Origin of the sequence: Geomesophilobacter sediminis, assembly GCF_016458275.1 — a bacterium.
Taxonomy (GTDB): domain Bacteria; phylum Desulfobacterota; class Desulfuromonadia; order Geobacterales; family Geobacteraceae; genus Geomesophilobacter; species Geomesophilobacter sediminis.
In genome coordinates this window covers 1-22,720 of sequence record NZ_JAEMHM010000035.1, presented here as the reverse complement: position 1 = coordinate 22,720, position 22,720 = coordinate 1, and the positions used below count along the sequence as shown (strand labels likewise).

Annotated in this window: 10 protein-coding genes and 2 riboswitches; of the genes, 7 read left to right on the top strand and 3 right to left on the bottom strand. The window is 63.7% G+C overall.

From position 1 onward, the window contains the following. The first annotated feature begins 128 nt into the window (after positions 1 to 128). Together JFN93_RS24975 and JFN93_RS24970 are read left to right on the top strand one after the other, a co-directional pair. Complete coding sequence (locus JFN93_RS24975; protein ID WP_236021970.1) at positions 129 to 683, top strand: C39 family peptidase; 555 nt, start codon at positions 129 to 131, stop codon at positions 681 to 683. A gap of 11 nt (positions 684 to 694) precedes the next feature. Beyond that, positions 695 to 1,204, top strand: coding sequence for a hypothetical protein (locus JFN93_RS24970; protein WP_199387112.1), 510 nt, complete (start codon positions 695 to 697; stop codon positions 1,202 to 1,204). Between the two features lie 424 nt (positions 1,205 to 1,628). Here JFN93_RS24970 and JFN93_RS24965 read toward each other — a convergent pair whose 3' ends face one another. Both JFN93_RS24965 and JFN93_RS24960 read right to left on the bottom strand, forming a co-directional pair. Beyond that, a complete protein-coding gene (locus tag JFN93_RS24965) occupies positions 1,629 to 3,329 on the bottom strand; it encodes a transporter (protein WP_199387111.1) in 1,701 nt (566 codons plus the stop codon). 39 nt (positions 3,330 to 3,368) lie between these two features. Further along, entirely contained in the window at positions 3,369 to 4,709 is a 1,341-nt protein-coding gene (locus tag JFN93_RS24960; protein WP_199387110.1) for a sigma-54 dependent transcriptional regulator, read from the bottom strand. Between the two features lie 1,010 nt (positions 4,710 to 5,719). On the opposite strand from JFN93_RS24960, the gene JFN93_RS24955 reads away from it, so the two are divergent. The 3 genes from JFN93_RS24955 to JFN93_RS24945 are packed head-to-tail and all read left to right on the top strand — an operon-like array spanning position 5,720 to position 19,209. After that, positions 5,720 to 16,378, top strand: a complete 10,659-nt coding sequence (locus JFN93_RS24955) for a PKD domain-containing protein (RefSeq protein ID WP_199387109.1) — start codon at positions 5,720 to 5,722, stop codon at positions 16,376 to 16,378. A 46-nt stretch (positions 16,379 to 16,424) separates the two neighbouring features. After that, a complete protein-coding gene (locus tag JFN93_RS24950; RefSeq protein WP_199387108.1) occupies positions 16,425 to 17,684 on the top strand; it encodes a hypothetical protein in 1,260 nt (419 codons plus the stop codon). Positions 17,685 to 17,724: 40 nt separating this feature from the next. Then, entirely contained in the window at positions 17,725 to 19,209 is a 1,485-nt protein-coding gene (locus JFN93_RS24945) for a sigma-54 interaction domain-containing protein (protein ID WP_199387107.1), read from the top strand. A gap of 117 nt (positions 19,210 to 19,326) precedes the next feature. Here JFN93_RS24945 and JFN93_RS24940 read toward each other — a convergent pair whose 3' ends face one another. Continuing rightward, complete coding sequence (locus JFN93_RS24940; RefSeq protein WP_199387106.1) at positions 19,327 to 19,524, bottom strand: hypothetical protein; 198 nt, start codon at positions 19,522 to 19,524, stop codon at positions 19,327 to 19,329. A gap of 1,044 nt (positions 19,525 to 20,568) precedes the next feature. Between JFN93_RS24940 and JFN93_RS24935 the strand changes: the two genes are divergently transcribed. Together JFN93_RS24935 and JFN93_RS25995 are read left to right on the top strand one after the other, a co-directional pair. Continuing rightward, complete coding sequence (locus JFN93_RS24935) at positions 20,569 to 21,279, top strand: Crp/Fnr family transcriptional regulator (protein ID WP_199387105.1); 711 nt, start codon at positions 20,569 to 20,571, stop codon at positions 21,277 to 21,279. A gap of 273 nt (positions 21,280 to 21,552) precedes the next feature. After that, a riboswitch (cyclic di-GMP riboswitch) is annotated at positions 21,553 to 21,629 on the top strand. A 172-nt stretch (positions 21,630 to 21,801) separates the two neighbouring features. Next, positions 21,802 to 21,890: riboswitch (cyclic di-GMP riboswitch) on the top strand. Between the two features lie 69 nt (positions 21,891 to 21,959). Further along, positions 21,960 to 22,720: InlB B-repeat-containing protein (locus tag JFN93_RS25995; protein ID WP_199387104.1), on the top strand; the 761-nt coding region annotated here is incomplete at its 3' end.

Genomic DNA, 22,720 nt, shown 5'->3' with positions numbered 1-22,720 from the left:
GAGGGAGATTGCCACCTGACATAGCGTTACTCACCTTATGCGTTCTCCTTGTTACGCCGCCCGCACTGGCCGGCACCGTTACGGTGGTCGACTCGTCGGGCGGCGCATTTTCTTTAAAGGTGAAAAGCATGAAGGAGGCGCGCTTTCGCTCCACCATCCAGCAGCAGTTCGACTTCAGCTGCGGATCCGCCGCACTGGCGACCCTGCTCACCTACCACTACGAGCACCCGGTAACCGAGCAGGAAGTTTTCGATGCGATGTTCGAAAAGGGGAATCAGGAAAAGATCCGGGCCCAGGGGTTCTCGCTGCTGGATATCAAGAACTACCTGGAAGCGCACGGTTTCAGCGCCGGAGGGTACCAGGCGAACCTCGACAAACTGGCGAGCCTCGGGGTCCCCGCCATCGTGCTGATCAATATCAACGGGTACAAGCATTTCGTGGTGGTCAAGGGGGTATCCGCGTCGGAGGTCCTTTTGAGCGATCCGGCGGCCGGTTCCCGCAGCATGCCACGCAAGGATTTCGAAGCGATGTGGAACGGGCTCTTGTTCCTGGTGCGCAACAACAAGGACCTGGGAAACCGGCACTTCAACGTGAAGAACGAGTGGCTCGTCCGCGAAAAAGCGCCGCTCGGGGCCGGGCTGACCAACACCGAGCTCGATAACGTAACCTTCCTTTTCCATTGAGAGAGGGCGCCATGAAAAACGCGACCAGGATTCAGCTTGTCATCGGGGCGGTATGTATGATGGTGCTGTCCGGTCCCGGAATGCAGCCCCAGCGCGGCCATGCCGAGGACGATCCGCTCGGCGAATGCAAGCACGCAAGCAGCAGCGAGCTCGACGAAATCCGCGGCGGGTATGTCGCCGACAACGGGGTGGAGTTCGCCTTGGGAATCGCCAAATCGATCATGGTTAACGGGATCCCCGTGGTGCTGAACACCCTCAACCTCGGCAGCTCCGACCTCGCCGCAGCGACCGGAAGCTCACGGAACGTGAACCTGATTCAAAACGGAGCCGGCAACAGCGTCGACCCGAACATCCTCGCCTCCCAGGCAGCGGGAAACTTCACCTTCATCCAGAACAGCCTCGACCGGGCGGTGATCCAGAACCTGACCAAGATCGACGCTACCGTCACGGTCCGCGGCCTCTACCGGGACATGAACCTCTCCTCGGTGCTGAACCAGCAGCTGATCAACTCCCGGCACTGATCGCCCGCCCATCCGCGCCCTCCCCGCCCGTCGGCAGTTCCGACTGAAACGTGCCGGGGGGGGCGGAGCTGCGTCGGTTCTCCCTTCTGCCTGTAATCCCCGCCCTTCTCCCCGCCCAAGTAGGAGCGCAATACCTCCGAGCTAAACCAAAAGCCAGGCACGCCTGAACGGCGGCTTTCTTTCCGTCTGGGTGCGCGATGCCCCCATCCTCACCCTGTCCCTCTCCTTGAAGGAGAGGGAACCTAAGGCACCTTTTCCAGACGGAACTTCGCCTGAAAGATGGGCCACTTCGCCCAGGGTGTCCGATCTCGCGACGGACAGCTTGCCCGCCGAAGCTTTAGCGGAGGTGGGGGTGATGATGGGGTTATTCTGCCTACGCCGCCCACTCCATCGAAGGAGGGAGGGACGGCGTATCAGTCGGCAATCACTTCTTCGAGAAGCTGAAGGTGTAGGGGACGCGCAGGGTCAGCTGCACGTTGGAGGCGGCGGGAGTGAGCCCGGCACCGAGCGAGAAGTTGATACTGGTCTTGTCATTTAAGCGGTAGGAACAGCCGATCAGGAGAGTCCCGATCTGGGTCACCATGGTCCCCGGGAGGTCGATGCCGTTTCGCTTGGTCTTTCCGAGCACCACGTGGTCGTACCCCAGGCTCACCGAGACCTTTTCGTTCAACGCGATGCCGGCTCCGACGTTGAATCCGACCGTGTCCCCGGGGTCGAACGTGGAGCCGCCTACGGTCCGCTGGAGGTTCCACATGTAGCTCAAGGTGCCGAAAAAAGCGACCGGGTCCGAGGTGAAAAGCCCGGTGATACTCGGCTGAAAGGACCAAAATCCCGAGCCGGTGGGAAGCTCGGTTGCCAGCGGTTCGCCGTCGGGCCCGGTCACGTTGGGGTCGACCTTGACGTCGAAGGGGCTTTTGCCGGTCGCGGATTTGACCCGCAGCCCGCCGATGAAATAGGGACCTTCCCCCTTTTCCGGACGGTTGAGCTGGTAGCGGACCCCGAAATCGATATCGCCCAGGTCGTTGCCGCTGGCGACGAACACGGAGGCGGGAGTGCTCTGGTTTTGGGTGTTGCTCGGCTGGGTGGCGGTCGTGTCGGAACGGTAGACGTACGGAACCCTCACCTCGCACTCCATCCGGTTGGTGAGTCCGTAGCGCGCGGCGAGCGAGGTCACGTAGGTATTGCTGCTCACGTTGCGGACGTCGATCAGCCCGAGGGTAAGGGAAGGAATGACGGTGTAGCCGCTCAGGGCGACCCGGTTCGACGAGGTGTTCAGGTACTGGAAGGAGGGCTCCAGGACCAGGGTGCGGATGGGGGTCAGCACGCCGGGCTGATCGAAGATCGGCGCGATGGCGGGAGCCTTCTGGGTCTCCGGGGGCTTGCCCACGGTCTGCGGCGCCTTCTGGTCCCGGTTCTCGTTGGTAACCACCGGCTTGACCGCACCGGGAGACGCCTTTTCCTTTTTGCGAGGATCGGGACCGGCGGGCGCATCGGCATTGGACGGGTCCTTTTGCTGCGCGAGTTGGGTTCGCGCTGCCGGGGCCGGCTGCTCGTTGCGGTTGGCCGGAGCAGCGACCGGCGCCGACTCCTGAACCGGCTTTTGCGCCGGGCCCGGTGCTCCCTCCTGGAGCGGCTTTTTCGCCGGGACGGGTGCTGCGGCTGGTGCCTCGCCGGACGCCACCTTCGGGCGCGGCTGGGCGGCAGCCGCCGCGGCTTCACCCTGCCCGGCCGGCTGGGCTACTACCGGCGCCAGCACGGCCTTCTTTTTTCCCTCATCGCGCGGCTTTTCCCCTGCGGAGGAGACATCGTTTTTTGGCTCGGGCGGCGCCGGCTGGCTTTGGGCGCTCTCGGTCTTCTCAGCGGCTTGGGCCGCCGCAGGGGGAACCGCATCCTTTCTTTTTTTCGCCGCTGGGCGGCGCTTCTTCTTCGCGGGGCGCTGCTTGGCGCCCCCGTTCTTTTGGGCCGGATCGGCGACTACGGCCCCCTTTTTCAAAGCCCCGTTCTCGCCCGCTGCGGGGATGACCGCCCCCCCTGCGGCGGCAGCCTGCCCGGCCTGGACCGGGAGATGGGCCAGCAGCCCGCCGGTCAGGCAGGTGCATGCGATAACCCAGTTTCGATACGACATGGCAAATCCCTCCTGCATCTCAATACCATGGGGCAGGACCTAACTGGCATGCTGCTCGAGATGGAACTTGTTGATCAGCCGGTAGAGGGTCACCCGGGAAACGCCCAGTTCGCGGGCCGCCTCGGAGACGTTGTTCATGTTGCGCCGCAGGCTCTGCAAGATGGCCGCGGATTCGGCCCGCTCCCGCACCTGGTCCAGGGAGGGGGCCCCCTGGGCGACATCCGGGTCGTCCAGGCCGAGATCGCCCGGAGTGATCAGGTGCCCCTCGCTGATGACCGCGGCGCGCCGAATCCGGTTGATGAGCTCGCGGACGTTGCCGGGCCACGGATGGTCGTACATGGCCCGAATCGCGTTCTTGCTGAAACGCTTCCCCTTCCGCCCGAGCTTGTTGGAATACTCCTCCAAAAAGGTACGGGCCAGGATCTCAATGTCGTGCCCCCGCTCCCGCAACGCCGGGACGCGCAGGCGCAACACGTTGAGCCGGTAGTAAAGATCCTCGCGGAACAGCCGCTTTTCCACGGCCTCCTCCAGGTTGACGTTGGTCGCGGCAATGACCCGCACGTCAACCGGGATCGGCCGGTTTGAACCGACCCGCTCGATGGTCTTTTCCTGCAGGAACCGGAGCAGGTTCACCTGCATGGAAAGCGGCAGGTCCCCGATTTCGTCCAACAGGATGGTCCCCCCGGCGGCACTTTCGAACTTGCCGATCTTGCGCCGCAGCGCACCGGTGAAGGCCCCCCGTTCGTAGCCGAACAGTTCGCTTTGCACCAGGGTTTCCGGGATGGCCCCGCAATTGACCGCCACGAAGGGGGCCTGCCGGCGCGATGAAAGGAGGTGGATCGCCCGGGCGGCGAGTTCCTTGCCGGTACCGCTCTCCCCGGTGATCAAAACAGGAGCGTCGTCGCCTTGCATCTTGTGGATCTGCTGGCGCATTTCCCGCATCACCGCGCAGCTTCCGGTCATCTGCGGCCCGTCGGCGTCGGATTCCGGCTCAGCCTGTCGCTTCAGGGCAGCCTTGCCGTAGGCATGCCCGAGAATGGCCAGCAGTCGATAGGGATCGACCGGGTAGGTATGGAAATCGTAGAAGGTATCCCGAATGAAGCGGCTGGTCTCCGGCGACTGGAGGGTGGAGGAGGGAACCAGCGCGAGCCACTCCACGCACTTGTCGGTCAGCACGATCTCCTCGACGGCCTCCCAGGGGAGATCGCAGGCGCCTGAAAAGAGCATCAATCCGGCGCAAAAGTCGTGGTTGCGCAGGAGCGACTTCGCCTCGGAAGCCGTCGATGCCGTCCGCACCTCCCACCCTGCGGCGGCAAGAACGTTTTGCGGGACGAGTGACGTTGTATCGAAGGAAATGACAGGGATCTTTCGGGTCGCCATCCAGGTACCTCCGTCGGCAATTAATAATGGTGACTCCCGGAGCACCGGGTGCTGTCGCGGACCAGTTACACATTCAGGTTCGCATAGTATTAGTTTTTATTGTGCATACTGGACTAATACTTTCGTCTATATCAGGTGGGTCTTTCGACCCCATCCTCGGTGCTATTTCTGACATTGCCTCTACCCACACTGCAGGCGCAGAACGCTTCAGCAAAGATGATTCCCCTACCGAACCTACCCCGGATAACACACTATATCCCAACGGCTTTTTAACTTGTAACCAGGAAGCTAAGGGAAGAAACCAGAGTGTTACAGGTGAGGAGAAGGCATTGCATAAGAATTAAAAACCAGGCCCCATCGCAGTCATTATATTTTATTAATTTCCCTTGTGTCAGCATTTTTTACACTTCGTTTCTATTGTAAAAAAATATTTTTTTTCATTGTCAACTGTAAAGACACAGCTACACTTTCACTCAAACATGAGGTTGCGTCAAGTGTGTGAGTAACTTTTTTCTATGACAGTTTTTTAATCCAGTTTTACCGAGAATTGAGTATCTACCCGTAGATTTATTTCCGCGGGAGGCCTTTTCTCCGCGTCGGTGCCACCTCGTCACAGCCGCGCCAGCTGACCCGCCAGTCGGTCTCCCCCCCCGGGAGGAGACGACCGGCCCGCTCTGGTAGTTTGCGGCAGTCGTTCGTGGTCCCGCCGGGTGGTAACGGGCTGGTCTGCCGGAGTTTTCCGCCGGCGCCTGCTCTTTTTCGCTGCAATTCGATCCGGCTCAATCCTGGCCGTAAAACCGGGACCGGTAAGCCGCCCTGCCTCCCTGATCCTCCCGTTTCGCGCCGCACCATGATTTCCCGATCCTCCGCACCAGCAGCACCTGCTCGCGGACACGGCACCCGCTGGTGGTGTTTTTCAGCAAAAACCTCAGACGTAACCTGAAGTCGACGTTTCTCCCCCCGGAGCTGTTCGCAACAGATGAACCAGCAGTTGGAGAGGAGGGGTCCACATGTCTTGGTTTGTTGGCTTGCAGCGTACGTTACTGGTGTTGATCGTCTTGAGCTTCGCCCGCGTCGCGTTCGCGGTTACCATAACCGCCGTGCCTCTGACATCCGTGAGCCCGCAGACAGTGAGCGGGACCGTCGAGGAAGGTGCCAAGACCCTTTCCGTCGTGGTGAATGATGCCGATCCGGTTTCCATCATTAAATTTCACGACGGCGTCTGGTCCTATACCGTCACATTGCGGGAAGGGAACAACACCGTCGCGGTAACCGCTCTGGACGATAGTTCCTATCCCCTCTCGACAGCGCAGGCCGAAATCGTCCTCGATACCACCCCACCTACGGTGAACGCCGGTCCCGACAAGATCGCCTGGACCGACTTCACCCAGACCGCGACCGCGACCGACGCCAGCGCCATGACCTACGCCTGGAGCATGATCACCGGCCCCGGCACGATAACCTTCGGAAGCCCAACCGCCTTATCCACCAAGGTTTCCGCCAGCGCCGACGGCAACTACACCCTGCGCCTCACCGCAACCGACGCCGCAGGAAACTCCGCCTACAGCGAGATGAACCTTACCTGGGATGCCACTCCCCCCACCGTCTCGGCCGGGGCGAACCAGGTAAGAAACGCTACCTTCACCCAGACCGGCACGGCAACCGACGCCACGGCGCTTACCTACCAATGGACCAAGCAAAGCGGCCCGGGGTCGATCAGCTTCGGGAGCCCGGCGGCAGTGGCCACCACCGTTGCCGCGAGCGCCGACGGGATCTACACGCTGCGCCTCACCGCAACCGACGCCGCCGGCAACTCCGCCTACAGCGATGCGACCCTCACCTGGGACACCGTACCTCCCGCCCTTGACCCGGCAGCGTCCTTCGTCGACGCGACCCACGCGGATGTCACCTTCTCCGAGCCGGTCGTCGGTGCCGACCAAGCGGCCAACTACAGTGCCAGCAATGGGCTCACCGTTACCGCCGCCACCCTGGTATCCGGCACCACCTACCGCCTCACCACCACCCTGCAGGCGATCGGCACCAGCTACACGGTCACCGCATCGGGCAGCATCACCGATATGGCCGGAAACGGCGTGAGCGGCGCCGCGAACAGCGCGAGTTTCGTGCGCTCCTTGGCTTCAGACCATCCCCCCACCGTCCCGACGCTGAACGCGCCGGTCAACGGTTCCTACAACTCCAACGAGGTCACCACCCTCACCCCGACCTTCAAGGTCAACGCGGCCACGGACGCCGACGGCGACCCGCTCACCTATTCCTTCGAGGTGAGCGCCAGCAACGACTTCAGCACCCTGGCCGGCTCCCAAAGCGGGGTGACCGCAACGGACGGCGTCGCCTCCTGGACCATCGGGACCCCGCTTGCCGACAACACCACCTACTACTGGCGCGCTCTGGCCAGCGACGGAAGCGTCAACAGCAACTACATGACCACCGGAAGCTTCTTCGTCAGCACCGCCAACGTCGCTCCGGCCGGGCAGGCGGTCAGCGCGCCGGCAGATGGGACCGAGGTGACCACCCTCACCCCCGCGCTCACCGTCACCAACGCGACGGACCCCAACCACGACACGGTGAGCTACGACTTCGACGTCGCCTCCGACAGCGGCTTTGCCAACATCGTTGCCTCGACCACCGGCGTCCTAGAGGGAGCCGGTGGCACCACCGCCTGGAACGTCTCCCCCGCGCTTGCCGACAACACCCTCTATTACTGGCGCTGCCGGCCGCGCGACCAGCACGGCTTGGCCGGAAACTGGATCAGCGCGTCGTTTTTCGCGAACACCGCCAACGACCCGCCCACCGCTCCGACCTTGAGCGCCCCGGCCAACGGCAGCTACAACGTGAACGAGGTCACCACCCTCACCCCGGCACTTACGGTAACAAACGCCACCGACCCCGACCGCGACCACCTGACCTACTTCTTCGAGATAGATACGGCCAACACCTTCAACTCCGCCGCCAAACAGAGTTCCGGCGCGATCACCGAAGGTTCCGGGACGACCAGTTGGACCCCGGCCGCCCTGACCGACAACACCGTCTGGTATTGGCGGGTGAAGGCAAACGACGGCCAAGCCGACGGGCCGTGGATGGCGACCGGAAGCTTCTTCGTCAACACGGCGAACGACGCTCCCACGACGCCGACCTTGCAGAACCCGGCCAACAACAGCTGGGTGGCCGCCGTCGCTCCGACGCTTTCGATCAACGCATCGAGCGACCTGGACCACGACGATCTCAGCTACGAGTTCGCCGTCTACAGCGACAGCAACCTCACCGCGCAGGTTGCCGCCGCTACCGGCCAGGGGACCAGTTGGACCGTGGCACCTGCGCTCCATGACGAAACCACCTACTACTGGACCGCCCGGGCTAAGGATGTCCACGGCTTGTACAGCGCATGGATGCCGGCCAGACAATTCTTCGTGGACGCAAACGGGGTGAACGACCCGCCGGCCATCACCATCACCGCACCGGGTGCCGCCGAGCCGCCGATCAACGCGGCCAGCCCGGCGACCTACTCCATCGCCTGGAGCGCGAGCGACCCCGACTCAAACCCGACCATCACCCTCTACTACGACCGCACCGGTAGCGGCTACGCGGGAACCCAGATCACCACCGGAATCCGGATGAACGACCCGGCCCATACCTATGCCTGGGATACTTCGGCCCTTGCTGACGGGACCTACTACATCTACGCAAAGATCGCCGACGAGGCGACGACGGTATCGTCTGCCTACTCCGGGCCGCTGATCATCAAGCGAGCTCTCCCCCCGCCCCCGGTTCCCAGCGGCACCACCTCGACCAACGACGCCACCCCGACCTGGAGCTGGAGTTCCGGTGGCGGCGGCAACGGCACCTTCCGCTACCAGCTCGACAGCGCCGATTTCAGCTCGGGCGGCACGCAAACCACCGCCACGAGCTTTACCCCTGCCGCGTCCCTTGCCGCCGGTACCCACACGCTCTACCTGCAGGAACGGGACTCGGCCGGCAACTGGTCCACCACGGCAAGCTTCGCCATCACCATCGACCTGACCCCGCCGTCGCTCACCGGGGCCTCCTCGACGACCGCCAGCGGCGTGTACCGGGCCGGAAACGTCATCAACCTCACCATCTCCTTCAGTGAACCAATCTCCACCACCGGGCTGACCATTACCCTGAATTCCGGCGCAGCGGTCAGCACCGGTTCCCTTGCCAACGCGACCAGCTACAGCGGAAACTACCAGGTGGCGGCCGGCCAGAATACCGCGGCCCTGGCTGTCACGGCCATCAGCGGCACAATCACCGACGCAGCGGGAAACGGCGTCGTGAACCCGACCCTGCCCAGCGGCAAGAACATAAGCGACCTGCGGACCATCGTCGTCGACACCGCCCCGCCGACGGTGAACGCAGGAGCGAACCAGACCCGAAACGCGCAGTTCACCCAGACCGCGACGGTCAGTGACGCCACCGCCCTTACCTTCCAATGGACGCAAAAAAGCGGTCCGGGAACCATCAGCTTCGGGACCCCGACCGCCTCATCCACCACCATCGCCGCCAACGCCGACGGCATATACCTGATCCGGCTCACCGCGACCGACGCCGCAGGGAACTCCGCCTACAGCGAGATGACCCTTACCTGGGACACGACGCCACCGACGGTGTCCGCCGGAGGCAACCAGATCAGGAACGCCGGCTACACCCAGCCCGGGAGCGCAACCGACGCCACCGCGCTCACCTACCAATGGACGCAGCAAAGCGGGCCGGGAACCATCAGCTTCGGGAGCCCGACCGCCGCCTCTACCAGCATCGCCGCGAGCGCCGAGGGCTCCTACCTGATCCGGCTCACCGCGACCGACGCCGCAGGCAATTCCGCCTACAGCGAGGCAACCCTGGTATGGGACACCACCGCGCCCGTCGTCTCCGCCGGAGCAAGCCAGAAGAAAAACGGGAGCTTCACCCAAACCGGCTCGGCGACCGATGTCACCGCCCTTAGCTATCAATGGACCCAGCAAAGCGGCCCCGGAAACGTCAGCTTCGGCACCCCGGCGGCCCCGTCCACCACCATCGCCGCAACCGTCGACGGCTCCTACGTAATACGGCTCACCGCGACCGACGCCGCCGGAAACTCCGCCTACAGCGAAATGACCCTGCTCTGGGATACGACCAAACCGACCGTGTCGGCCGGACCGAACCAGTTCAAAAATGCAAGCTTCACCCAGACCGGGAGTGCCAGCGACACCAACCCGCTCACCTACCAATGGACCAAGCAAAGCGGCCCGGGAACCGTCAGTTTCGGTACCCCGACCGCGGCGGCCACCAGCATCGCCGCGAGTGCCGACGGCTCCTACGTGATCCGCCTCACCGCGACCGACAGCGCGGGGAACGCCGCCTACAGCGAAATGACCCTTACCTGGGACACCACCGCGCCTACCGTGTCCGCGGGTCCCAACCGGACCCAAAATACGAGGTTCACCCAGGCCGGGACGGTGACCGATGCCACCGCGCTTACCTATCTGTGGTCGCAGCAAAGCGGCCCGGGAAGCATCAGTTTCGGAACCCCGACCGCCGCAGCCACCACCATCGGCGCAAACGCCGACGGGATCTACGTGGTCCGGCTCACCGCCACCGACGCGGCGGGGAACTCCGCCTACGGCGAGATGACCCTTACCTGGGACACGACGGTGCCGGCGGTATCGGCCGGCCCGAACCAGGTCAAGAACGGGAGCTTCACCCAGACCGGAACGGCGGCCGACGTGACCGCGCTTACCTACCAGTGGAGCAAGCAGGCGGGCCCGGGCTCCTTAAGCTTCGGAACCCCGACCGCCCCGTCGACCTCCATGGCAGCGACTACCGACGGCAGTTACCTGGTCCGGCTCACCGCGACCGACGCAGCCGGGAACTCCGCCTACAGCGAGATGACCCTTATCTGGGATACCACCCCCCCCACCGTCTCCGCCGGGACCAACCAAATCAAAAACGGCAGTTTTACCCAAACCGGAAGCGCCAGCGACACCAACGCGATCACCTACCAGTGGACCAAGCAAAGCGGCCCGGGAACCGTCAGCTTCGGAACCTCGACCGCCGCAGCCACCGCCATTGCTGCCAGCGCCGACGGCTCCTACGTGATCCGGCTCACCGCGACCGACAGCGCGGGGAACTCGGCCTACAGCGAGATGACCCTTATCTGGGACACCACCGCGCCGGTCGTGTCGGCCGGGCCGAACCAGACCCAAGGCGGCAGCTTCACCCAGAGCGGAAAGGTGACCGACGCCACGGCGCTCACCTACCAGTGGTCGCAGCAAAGCGGCCCGGGAACCGTCAGTTTCGGGACCCCGACCGCCGCAGCCACCACCATTAACGCGAACGCCGACGGCTCCTACGTCATCCGACTCACCGCGACCGATGCGGCGGGAAACTCCGCCTACGGAGAAATGACCCTTACCTGGGACACGACGGTGCCGACGGTATCGGCGGGCCCGAACCAGATCAAGAACGCCAGCTTCACCCAGACCGGGACGGCGACCGACGCCACCGCGCTCACCTACCAGTGGAGCAAGCAGGCGGGCCCCGGGGCCTTAAGCTTCGGAACCCCGACCGCCCCCTCGACCACCATCGCGGCTAACTCCGACGGCAGCTACCGGGTCCGGCTCACCGCGACCGACGCAGCCGGCAACTCCGCCTACAGCGAAATGACCCTTATCTGGGACACCACCGCCCCCACCGTCTCGGCCGGGGCGAACCAGGTACGAAACGCCACCTTCACCCAGACCGGCACGGCAACCGACGCCACGGCGCTTACCTATCAGTGGACCCAGCAAACCGGACCGGGATCGTTAAGCTTCGGGAGCCCCGCGGCCTCGGCCACCACGGTCAGTGCGAGCGCGGATGGGACCTACGTGATCCGGCTCACCGCAACCGACGCCGCCGGAAATTCCGGCTACGGCGAGACGACCCTGGTTTGGGATACCGTCTCTCCCGCCCTGAATCCGGCAGCAGCCTACGTCGACTCCACCCACGTGGATGTCACCTTCTCCGAGCCGGTGCTCGGTGCGGACCAAGCGGCCAACTACGCCGCCGACCAAGGCCTGACCGTTTCCGCCGCCACCTTCGTCTCCGGCACCACCTACCGCCTCACCACGAGCCTGCAGGCGATCGGCACCAGCTACACGGTGACCGCATCAAGCAGCATCGCCGACCCCGCCGGGAACGGGGTGAGCAGCTCAGGCAATACCGCGAGTTTCGTGCGCTCGGTGGCGTCCGACCATCCCCCCACGGTGCCGACCCTGAACGCGCCGGTCAACGGCTCCTACAACGCCAACGAGGTCACCACCCTCACCCCGACCTTCAAGGTCAACGCGGCCACGGACGCCGACGGCGACCCGCTCACCTATTCCTTCGAGGTGAGCGCCACCAGCGACTTCAGCACCCTCGCCGGCTCCCAAAGCGGGGTGACCGCAACCGACGGCGTCGCCTCCTGGACCATCGGGACGCCGCTTGCGGACAACACCACCTACTACTGGCGCGCCCTCGCCAGCGACGGGAGCGTCAACAGCAGCTACCTGGAGACCGCGAGCTTCTTCCTGAGCACGGCCAACCTCGCTCCGGCCGGGCAGGCGGTGAGCACCCCGGCAGATGGAACCGAGGTGACCACCCTCACCCCCGCGCTCACCGTCACCAACGCAACGGATGCCAACCACGACACGGTAAGCTACGAGTTCGACGTCGCCTCCGACAGCGGCTTTGCCAACATCGTCTCTTCGACCACCGGGGTCGCCGAGGGAAGCGGCGGCACCACGGCCTGGACCGTCTCCACTCCGCTTTCCGACAACACCCTCTACTACTGGCGCTGCCGGCCGCGCGACCAGCACGGCCTGGCCGGGACCTGGATCAGCGCGTCGTTTTTCGCGAACACCGCCAACGACCCGCCCACCGCCCCGACCCTGAGCGCCCCGGTAAACGGCACCTACAACGTGAACGAGGTCGTCACCCTCACCCCGGCGCTCGTGGTGACCAATGCCACCGACGTGGACCGCGACACCCTGGCCTACTTCTTCGAGATCGACACGGCCAACACCTTCAACTCCGCCGCCAAGCAGAGCTCCGGCGCGGTCGCCGAAGGTGCCGGGACCACCAGCTGGACCCCCGCCCCCCTGACCGACAACACCGTCTGGTACTGGCGGGTCAAAGCAAACGACGGCCAGACCGACGGAGCGTGGATGGCGACGGGGAGCTTCTTCGTCAACACGACCAATAACGCCCCGACCGCACCGACCCTGAAAAACCCGGCCAACAACAGCCGGGTGGCCGCCGTCGCCCCGACGCTTTCGATCAACGCATCCACCGACGTGGATCACGACGATCTCAGCTACGAGTTCGCCATCTACAGCGACGCGAGTCTCTCCCCGACCACGCAGGTTGCCGGCGCCATCGACCAGGGGACGACCTGGACCGTGGACCCGCCGCTGCAGAACCTCCAGAGCTACTACTGGACCGCCCGCGCCAAGGACGTCCACAACTACTACAGCGCGTGGATGCCGGTCCAGCAGTTCTTCGTGGACAGCAACGGGGTGAACGACCCGCCGGCCATCACCATCACCGCGCCGGGTGCCGCCGAGCCGCCGATCAACGCGGCGAGTCCGGTTAACTACACCATCGCCTGGAACGCGAGCGACCCGGACTCAAACCCGACCATCACCCTCTACTACGACCGCGCCGGCTCCGGCTACGGGGGAACCCAGATCGTCACCGGGCTCCGGATGAACGATGCGGCCCACAGCTATGCCTGGGACACCTCGCTCCTGACCGACGGAACCTACTACGTCTACGCCAAGATCGCGGACGAGGCGACCACGGTATTTTCCAGCTACGCCGGACCGCTGGTCATCAAGCGGACCCTGCCCGCGTCCCCATCGGTCAGCGGCACCACTCCGACCAACGTGGTGACCCCGGCCTGGAGCTGGAGCTCGGCCGGCGGGAACGGAACCTTCCGCTACCAGCTGGACAGCGCCGATTTCAGCTCGGGCGGCACCCAGACCGCCGCCACGAGCTTTACCCCCACCGCCCCCCTTAACGCGGGAACCCACACGCTCTACGTCGAAGAGCGCGACGCGGCCGGCAACTGGTCCGCCGCGGCGGGCTTTGCCATCACCATCGACACCACGGCCGCCTGGATCACCGGCGCCTCCACGACGACCCCCAGCGGCGCCTACCGGGCGGGAAGCGCCATCAACGTCGCCCTCGCCTTCAGCGAGCCGGTCTCGACGACCGGGCTGACCATAGCCTTCAATTCCGGTGCGGTGCTCAACACCGGTCCCCTGACCGGCGCGACCGGCTACAGCGGGAGCTACGGGGTCGGGGCCGGCGAAAATAGCGCGGCCCTGGCGATCACCTCCATTACCGGCGTCATCACCGATCCGGCGGGAAACGCCACCGGGAACCCGACCCTGCCCAGCGGCAAGAACCTCTCCGACGGGCGTACCATCGTCATCGACACCACCTCCCCGGTGGTGAGCGCAGGGGCGAACCAGACCCGAAACGCCGTCTTCACCCAGACCGCCACCGCGTCGGACAGCTATCCCTTAACGTACGCCTGGAGCAAGGTGTCGGGACCGGGGGACGTCCTCTTTGCCACCCCCAACGACCTCGCCACCGCGATCTCGGTCAGCCGGGACGGCACCTATCTGGTCCGCTTTACCGCGACCGACCCGGCCGGAAATGCCACCTCGAGCGATGTGACCGTGATATGGGACACCGTCGCACCGGGGATCGCCTCCGCCGCCACGACCTCGGCCAACGGCTACTACCGTGCCGGAAGCGCCCTCAACGTCACCCTCAACTTCAGCGAGCCCGTTTCCTCGAACGGCCTCACCGTCACCCTCAATTCGGGGGCTACCGTGGCGATCGGCCCCCTGGCCAACGTCACCTCGGTCAGCAGCAGCTACACCGTCGCGGCGGGACAAAACGCGGCCGCCCTGGCCGTGAGCGCGGTGGCCGGAACGCTCACCGACGCCGCCGGCAACGCGACGGCCAATCCGGCGGTCCCCGCCGGGCAGAACATCGCCGACCGCACCACCATCGTCGTCGACACCACCGCCCCGGACACCCAGCTGACCGGCACCCCGGCCAATCCGACCAACGCCCGGACCGGGAGCTTCAGCTTCGGCTCGGCCGACAGCACCGCCACCTTCGAGTGCACCGTCGACGGCGCGGGGTACGCCGCCTGCGCTTCCCCGTATCCCTTCGACTTCTCCACGCTGCCGGACGGCAGCCACTCCTTCGGCGTGCGGGCCAAGGACCTCGCCGGCAACCTCGATCCCGCCCCGCCGCTGTACCGCTGGACCATCAACACCAAGTCCTCCACCGCCACCCTCAGCGGCGCCCCGGCTGCCCTGACCAACGTCGCCTCGGCCAGCATCACGGTAGGCGGGATCGACGTCACCGCCTACCGCTACCAGCTTGACGGCGGCGCCTACTCCGCGGAAACGCCGGTGGCGGCCCCGATCCAGCTCAAGGCGCTCGCGGAAGGGCCCCATACCCTGGCGGCAATCGCCAAGGACACCGCGGGGAACTGGCAGGCCGAGGCGAGCGCCACCACGGCGAGTTGGACCGTGGACCTCACCGCACCGGCGTTCCAGCAGATCTCGACCCTGCCGGACGGGTCGTTCACCAACAACAACGAGCTCAACATCGCCGGGACCCTCTCCGACGCCAACGGCCTCGCCGGGCTCACCATCGACGTGACCTCCCCCGGCGCCTCCTACGGCGACAACATCGCGGTCGATGCCTCGGGCGGCTTCAGCTACCTGCTGCAGCAAAAGCTCCGCCCCGGGGCCAACACGATACGGCTCACCGCGACCGATGCGGCGGGGAACCAGTCCGCCAACACGAGAACGATCACCTACGACTTGAACGCGCCCCAGATCCAGATCACCGCGCCGGCGGACAACAGCACCACCGGCAAGCCGTTTCTCACCCTGTCCGGGAGCGCCAACAAGGCGGTGCAGTCGGTCGAGGTCGACGTCTTCGACTGCCAGCAGGTGCCGGTACTCCAATCGGCGCAGCAGGCCGCGCTCGACGGCGCCAGCTTCAGCGCCACGCCCAACCTGACCGAGGGGTGCAACACGCTGGTGGTGAAGGTCACCGACCTGGCGGGAAACCAGAGCTCGGGCAAGCGGACGGTGGTCTACGACGACACCAAGCCGACCCTGGCGGTCACCGATCCGGGGGCGGACCTGCGCACCAACATGAACATCATGACGATCAAGGGGACGGTGGCGGACGCGCTCAGCTCGGTCACCGTGACGGTGAGCGAGGGGACGCACACCTACTCACCGGCGGTGGTCGACGGCAGTTTCACGCAGCAGATCTCCCTCGCCGAGACCAAGGTGTACCACCTGGTGGTCACCGCAACCGACGAGGGGGGGAACCAGACCGTGGTGCAGCGCAACATCATCAGCGCGAGCCTTCCCAAAGGGGACCTAAACAACGACGGCAGGGTGGACATCACCGATGCGCTGATCGCGCTGCAGATCGCGGCGGGGCTTTTGCCGCAGACGGACAGCGAGCTGATCTACGGCGACGTGGCACCGCTGGTGAACGGCGTGCCGCAGTCGGACGGTGTCATCGACGTGGGGGACGTGGTGGTGATCCTCAAGTTGATTGTCGGCCTGATCACCATTGATTGACGAGAACTCGTCGGCGAAACCTGCGATGCGGAAAGAGGAAGCAGTTATGAAGATACGTGACGCAAAGCTGATACTGACCCTGCTGCTGATGACGTTGGCCCTTGGGGGATGCTCGTTCGGCGGATTCGACGACAAGAGCACCATTTCCGCGGGGGGCGACGGATCGTCGAGCACCGATACCAAGCTCACCGGGGTCGCCTCCAAGGGGCTTTTCACCAGCGGAACCGTCGAGGTCTATTCGGTCGACGGCCAGGGGAACAAGACCCTTCTGCGCCGAAGCACCATCGGGGCCTTCGGGAACTATTCGGTGCGCATCCCGACCACCAAGGCGGTCAGCGGCAGCTCCTACACCGGCGTGGTCATGGTCCAGGCCTACGGCAGCTACCTGGACGAGGCGACCGGCCAGACCCTTTCCATCGGCAGCGATGCCCCGCTGCGGGCCGCCCTCGCCAACCCGTCCGGCACGCCGACCGTTGCGGTGACCCCCTTGACCGAACTTGCGGTACGCCAGGCCCTGCAGGCGTCAGGGGGAACGCTCACCGCAACCGCCGTCAACTCGGCCAACAGCCAGATTTCGGAGCTCTTCAGGGTGGATATCATCGCCACCGATCCGGTTCGGGCCGACCGCTCCGACGCCGGGTTCGGCAACCAGGGCACCACCCAGGAACAGAAGGACTACTCACTGGCGCTGGCGGCCATTTCCTGGCTGGCCAAGGGATCGGGATCGGTTGCCGCCACCCTGCAGGACCTGAACGGTTCCATCGCCTCGGGAAGCATGGCCACCGAGGCGGCGGTGTCGCTGGGGACCGCGCTCAAGGAATTCCTCGCCTCGGAGGTAAACCTCACCGGGGTCACCGACAGCACCCTCACCAACCTGGGGACCCTGGGGGGGAGCACCAAAAAGCTGAAGATCAGCCTTGCCGGCAAGCTCGACCCGGCCACGGCCGTGGGCGGAGTCAGCTTCATGCTGCACCTCCCGGTGGGAGTGACCCTGAAGGGGGATTTCAAAAACCCGGACGTCGTCGAACTCCTCGACGGGGTCCTGGCCGCCTCGGGCGCTAACACGAGCACCCAGGTCCAGGCACGCTACTTCCCGGCCGACAGCGGCAATTCGGCAACGGTGTACATAGTCGCAGGCACCACGGGAAGTCTCCCCCTGGCCGAGATCCTCACCCTGCTCTGCGACATCCCCCCCGGCGCGGCGCCACTGCCGGGAGATTTCTGGGTCTCCGAGTTCGTCGCCAAGGACGGGAACGGAGCCCCGTTGTCGGGGGTCGGCATCGCCGTCCCCTTTACCCTGGAATGACCTCTCCCAAAAGAGCCAATCCACCTATGGAGGTGTATCTATGCCGCGTCTGAGTCCCCGGATCAAGGTCGCAATTCCGGTATCGATCGACAAGAAGCCTGCCGCGTCGGACCTCGTCATCACCGATTTGGGGATGAACGGCGCGTTCATCAAGACCAAGAGTGCGGCCCACGGCAATCTCGAGCTCAACAAGAGCATCCTCTTGAATTACCGGCTGCGGGCCCAGGAGAACATGACCCACCTGGTCAAGGTCATCCGGGAGGAGCGCGGCGGCTATGCCATAGACTTCTGCATTATCAACCAGTCCAGCCGGAACAAGCTGTGGGATTTCATCTCGAGCCGGCTGTCGAACCGCGCCACCTGCCTGTTTTGCGGCTCGGTCAGCAACGGGCCACGGGAAATCTGCAGGAAGTGCGGCTGGAAGCAGGACTTCGACTCGCAAGCGTATTTCAACTACTACGAGCACCGCCACCTCATGCTGCGGGTGAACTCGATCATCCCGAAGCTGACCTGCGAGCAGCTGTGCCGGACTTACGAGTACCTGGATCAGCTCACCTCCGACGCCCCCGCCGCCTTCAGCGAGGATGCCGACGGCGAGTTCGTCGGCACCTGCCCGTCGATGCTCGAGGTGTTCTCCCAGATCCGGAAGGTCGCCACCACCGACATCTCGGTCCTCCTCTTGGGGGAAAGCGGCACCGGCAAGGAGCTGACCGCCCAGGCGATCCACGAGAAAAGCGCGCGCAAAAACGCCCCCTTCGTCGCCATCAACTGCGGGGCGATACCGGAGAACCTCCTGGAATCGGAGCTTTTCGGCCACGAAAAGGGGGCCTTCACCGGGGCCCATGCCAGCACCACCGGGAAGCTGGAATACGCCGACGGGGGGACCATCTTTTTGGACGAGATCGGGGAGATGCCGATGGCCCTGCAGGTGAAGCTTTTGCGCTTTCTGCAGGACCGGAAGATCGAAAAGGTGGGATCGGTTACCGCGAAGAAGGTCGACGTACGCCTGATTGCCGCCACCAACCGGGACATCGTCGCGTTGATCGAGGAGGGGAAATTCCGCAAGGACCTCTACTACCGCCTGAACGAGTTCGGCATCAACCTCCCGCCGCTTAGGGAGCGCGGGGATGACAAGATCGTGCTGGCGCGTTTTTTCCTGAACAAGTTCTGCCGGGAACAGTGCACGACCAAGACCTTCACCAGCGAGGCGGTCGAGGCGATCAACGCCTACGACTGGCCGGGGAACGTCCGGGAGATCATCAACAAGATCAAGCGCGCGATGGTGATCCACAACGACAGCGCAATCACGCCCGCAGCCCTGGACCTGGAAATCCCGAAAACCGGGAAGGTGGCGGTCGCGGTCCGCCGGTCCGAGGCGCTGGTGCAGCTGGAAAAGGACCTGATCGTCGCGACCCTGGATTCGTGCGGCCAGAACGTTTCCGCAGCGGCCCCCCTTTTGGGGGTGACCCGGCAGACGCTGCACCGCCGTCTGAAACAGCTCGGACTCCGAAACATGTCCGGGTGAGGGGGAAAGAGCCCGGCCGCGCAGGGCCGCTTGTGCCGAGAGGATCAAGGGCGCCTGCGGTCTTCCCGGGCGGCCGGGCCAGGGTGGGGATGGCGCGTGGTGCGCCGTCCCCCGGTATCAATGACGCTCAGCGAAACGCCGGGAGGTAAGCGAGCTCCAGAACGTTTCCACTTTCAAACGGCGGCGTCCCGCCTCATCCCAGAGGGTAATCCTCTGGTCCTCACGAATGGCGGTCACGAAGGCGAAGAAGGGTCGCGGGACCTGGCAGACCTCGCCGGCGATCCGCATTACCCCACCTTCGTCTTCCGCCGGCATCGGTCAGTACCCCGCATCTTCGCCCACCGCTGGCGAAGATGCCGCATACCCGGTGACGACGGATGCCGCTTCGGGAAGTGCGATCGGCAGAGCACGAGTCAAGCATGGAACCAGCAGTTGTATTGCTGCCATTGTCTCCATATACCGACTCCGAAGGTGGAAGAGGTTGATCCGCGGCCCGGGGATGAGGTCGTCACGATCTGCGGCGCCGGCCCGGGATCCAGCGGCACCGGCGGCAGATCCTCCGACGCTCGCGCAATGCAGCGCGGGAGGGCGCTGTGGAAGATCCGAACGTCGATCGTCAAACGTCGAACCTTGAAGTTGAGCTCTGAACTTGCTTAGCAATCGGGGTGCCAATTTATAACCCACTGAAACAACAGTGGAATCCAATTTCCGCCCGGCAATTGTGTCTCAAGAATGTACCTAAATTGAAACTGCCTGGCTGCGCCCGCGGGATTTCACGTGGCAAATTGCTCTATTGGCGCTCCCGGTCAAGGAAATGGGCCGGTTACAGAGCGTTACAGGTGGGTGAGCAGACGACGGCGCCAAACGGGTTCCTCCCGGAAATTCCGGGAGAATTGCGCTACGACCCGCGGCACGGGAACCCGCGTTCCCCCCTTGGCGAGGGGGAAGGTAGGCCACGCCCGATCCTTCGAGGGACATACACCGTTCCCCGGAATTACCGAAGCTAAAGGAGGTTCCCTAGCCATGATGTTAATGAGAACAGGAGGAGGCCGGAGCGTATCGGCAGGGACGGGGCATGCGGAAAAGAAACGGTTCCGGTGGCCGGAGTTCACTGATATTGAATGGATATCGCACAGCGCTGAATTTGACGGTGTGTCATTCAGTAAATGCACCTTCCGACACAGGTTCCAAACGTCATCATCATCTCACAGTCAATCTTACGATTTAATTAGCAAATGGGAGTCACATTAGAGTCATTGCGAGCTACTGGATCAGCGCCAGCTATTATATATACGCCTGCGATTAAAACAGTCACAAATTCATTGACATTGACACACCATGTCGGATAATTAGGAAGCCATGGCATCCACAAAGACAAACATAAGGGCCTTCCCGGCCGGAGACATCCGTCAGGTCCCGATCTTTTCCGAGCTGACCGACGAAGAAGCCGCCGAAATCGGCCTGCTGATCACCAGGCAGTGCGTTCCCCGGGGTCAGGTCGTCCTCTCCGAGGAGGACACCTCGAAGTTCATGTACATCATCCTTTCCGGAAAAGTGAAGGTGATCCAGCTCAGCGACGACGGTAAGGAGCGCATTCTGGCGATCCACCGGCGCAACGACTTTTTCGGCGAGCTGTCGCTTTTCGACGGCAAGACCGAACCGGCCACGGTGATCGCCATGGAGGAGACCGAGATCGGGCTTTTGTCCAAGACCGACCTGGACCGGTTCCTCATGAAAAACCGGGAGGTTCTCTACCACTTCATCTCGATGCTCTGCTCCCGCCTGCGCGAATCGTGTCAGATGCTCAAGGTGATGAGCTTTGCCGACGCCGAGGAACGGGTCCGTGCGGTGCTGAAAAACATGATCAAGCGGTACGGCGTGAAGGATCAGCGCGGGGTCCTGGTCACCCTGAAATTGACCCAGATAGAAATCGCCAACTACGCTTCGGTCTCCCGCGAGACCGTTTCCCGGCTCATGAACCGGCTCAGCAGAAGCGGCGAAATAGAGCTGTTGGAAAACAGGCATCTCCTGATCAAGAGCTCCTTCCTCAAGAAGCCCCCTCCCCTGTGAGAAACTTCCCCACCTTCTTTACCCCGTAAATACCCCCCTCCCCCGAGGCGGCGCTGCCCCTCAAATGCTCCTTATCATTCCGTAATTTCCAGTAGTTATCCCAAAAATCCCTGACATAACTTTGGGCGATTCTGAACCTGACCCTGGGGTCCTGACAGAGGAAAGATGCATTTTCAGGGTGCCGTCATGAGAAGTCGTACAAAGTGTGGCCTATGTCACATACAACTTTCCTTTTTTGACATATAGTCACCTCAACCTAAGACATAAGCTTGATATCGATAATACTAAACCACCCGCGAGGATGGGACGGAAAGCCTACAGGGTCTCTCTGAGACAGCCGGGTCGCCGAAATATCTAACCAGAGATACCGGCCCCGGCTTTTTTTGCGCCCGGTCATCTCGCCACCGTTGCTGCCGAACCCACTGAATCCACCGCCAACAGGGCTTTCTTCTACAAAACATTTCCAATGAAGCGTTTTGTTGAGGAGGTGAAGCGACACCCACAAAAGCAATACACAGTAGCGCCTGATAAAGGCAAACCACCCGAAAGGGTGGGACGCAAAGCCGCTGGCCTAACTCCCCTAACCGGGATATGGCAGCAGGGCTGCCGGGCGAAACAGTACCCACCGTGGCTGGTTCGCTCTCAACCTCAACCATTTCAAAGCATGGGGGTACTTAATTGTGATCGGTATTAACGTATTCAAAAAACAGACACTCCGTTTTTCCAACAAATTCCGCCTCATCCTGGCCATTGCCCTGCTGGCGCTTACCTGGTCGGCAAGCGCTTCCTACGCCGCTCAGGCAACCGTCAACTGGGCGGCTCCCACCAACTATGCCGGAGGGGCACCCATTCCGGACTTCGTCGGCTTCAACCTCTACGTGGGAACCAACTCGGGAAGCTACTCCCAGAAAATCGACGTCGGTGAGCTGACGAGCTACACCGTTACCGGCCTGGCGGACAACACCGCGTACTTTTTCGCCGTCACCGCCTACGACAGCCTGGGCAACGAAAGCGCCTACTCGAGCGAGATCAGCAACGGCGCAGCGGCGCAGCAGCCGGCCAGCTCCCTCTATACGCTGAGCGCGAGCGCCGGCAGCGGCGGGACCATCACCCCGAGCGGTTCGGTGGTCGTTTCGCAGGGCACCGCGCAGTCCTTCGCCATCGCCCCGGCATCGGGTTACAAGGTGACCGGGGTTACCGTGGACGGCGCCTCCGTCGGGGCGGTCACCTCCTACACCTTCTCGAACGTCGCCGGCAACCACACCATCACCGCCGCGTTCGCGGTCAACAGCTACAGCATCGCCGCCAGCGCCGGCACCGGCGGGAGCATCACCCCGGCCGGGACCACCTCGGTGAATGCCGGGGGCTCCCAGGTCTACAGCATCACCCCGGCATCGGGCTACCAGATCGCCTCGGTAACGGTCGACGGCGCCTCGGTAGG

Bases quoted from the DNA above. Each gene is read 5' to 3' on its own strand.
- JFN93_RS24975 (WP_236021970.1), top strand. From the start codon at position 129: ATGAAGGAGGCGCGCTTTCGCTCCACCATCCAGCAGCAGTTCGACTTC.
- JFN93_RS24970 (WP_199387112.1), top strand. From the start codon at position 695: ATGAAAAACGCGACCAGGATTCAGCTTGTCATCGGGGCGGTATGTATG.
- JFN93_RS24965 (WP_199387111.1), bottom strand. From the start codon at position 3,329: ATGTCGTATCGAAACTGGGTTATCGCATGCACCTGCCTGACCGGCGGG.
- JFN93_RS24960 (WP_199387110.1), bottom strand. From the start codon at position 4,709: ATGGCGACCCGAAAGATCCCTGTCATTTCCTTCGATACAACGTCACTC.
- JFN93_RS24955 (WP_199387109.1), top strand. From the start codon at position 5,720: ATGTCTTGGTTTGTTGGCTTGCAGCGTACGTTACTGGTGTTGATCGTC.
- JFN93_RS24950 (WP_199387108.1), top strand. From the start codon at position 16,425: ATGAAGATACGTGACGCAAAGCTGATACTGACCCTGCTGCTGATGACG.
- JFN93_RS24945 (WP_199387107.1), top strand. From the start codon at position 17,725: ATGCCGCGTCTGAGTCCCCGGATCAAGGTCGCAATTCCGGTATCGATC.
- JFN93_RS24940 (WP_199387106.1), bottom strand. From the start codon at position 19,524: ATGCCGGCGGAAGACGAAGGTGGGGTAATGCGGATCGCCGGCGAGGTC.
- JFN93_RS24935 (WP_199387105.1), top strand. From the start codon at position 20,569: ATGGCATCCACAAAGACAAACATAAGGGCCTTCCCGGCCGGAGACATC.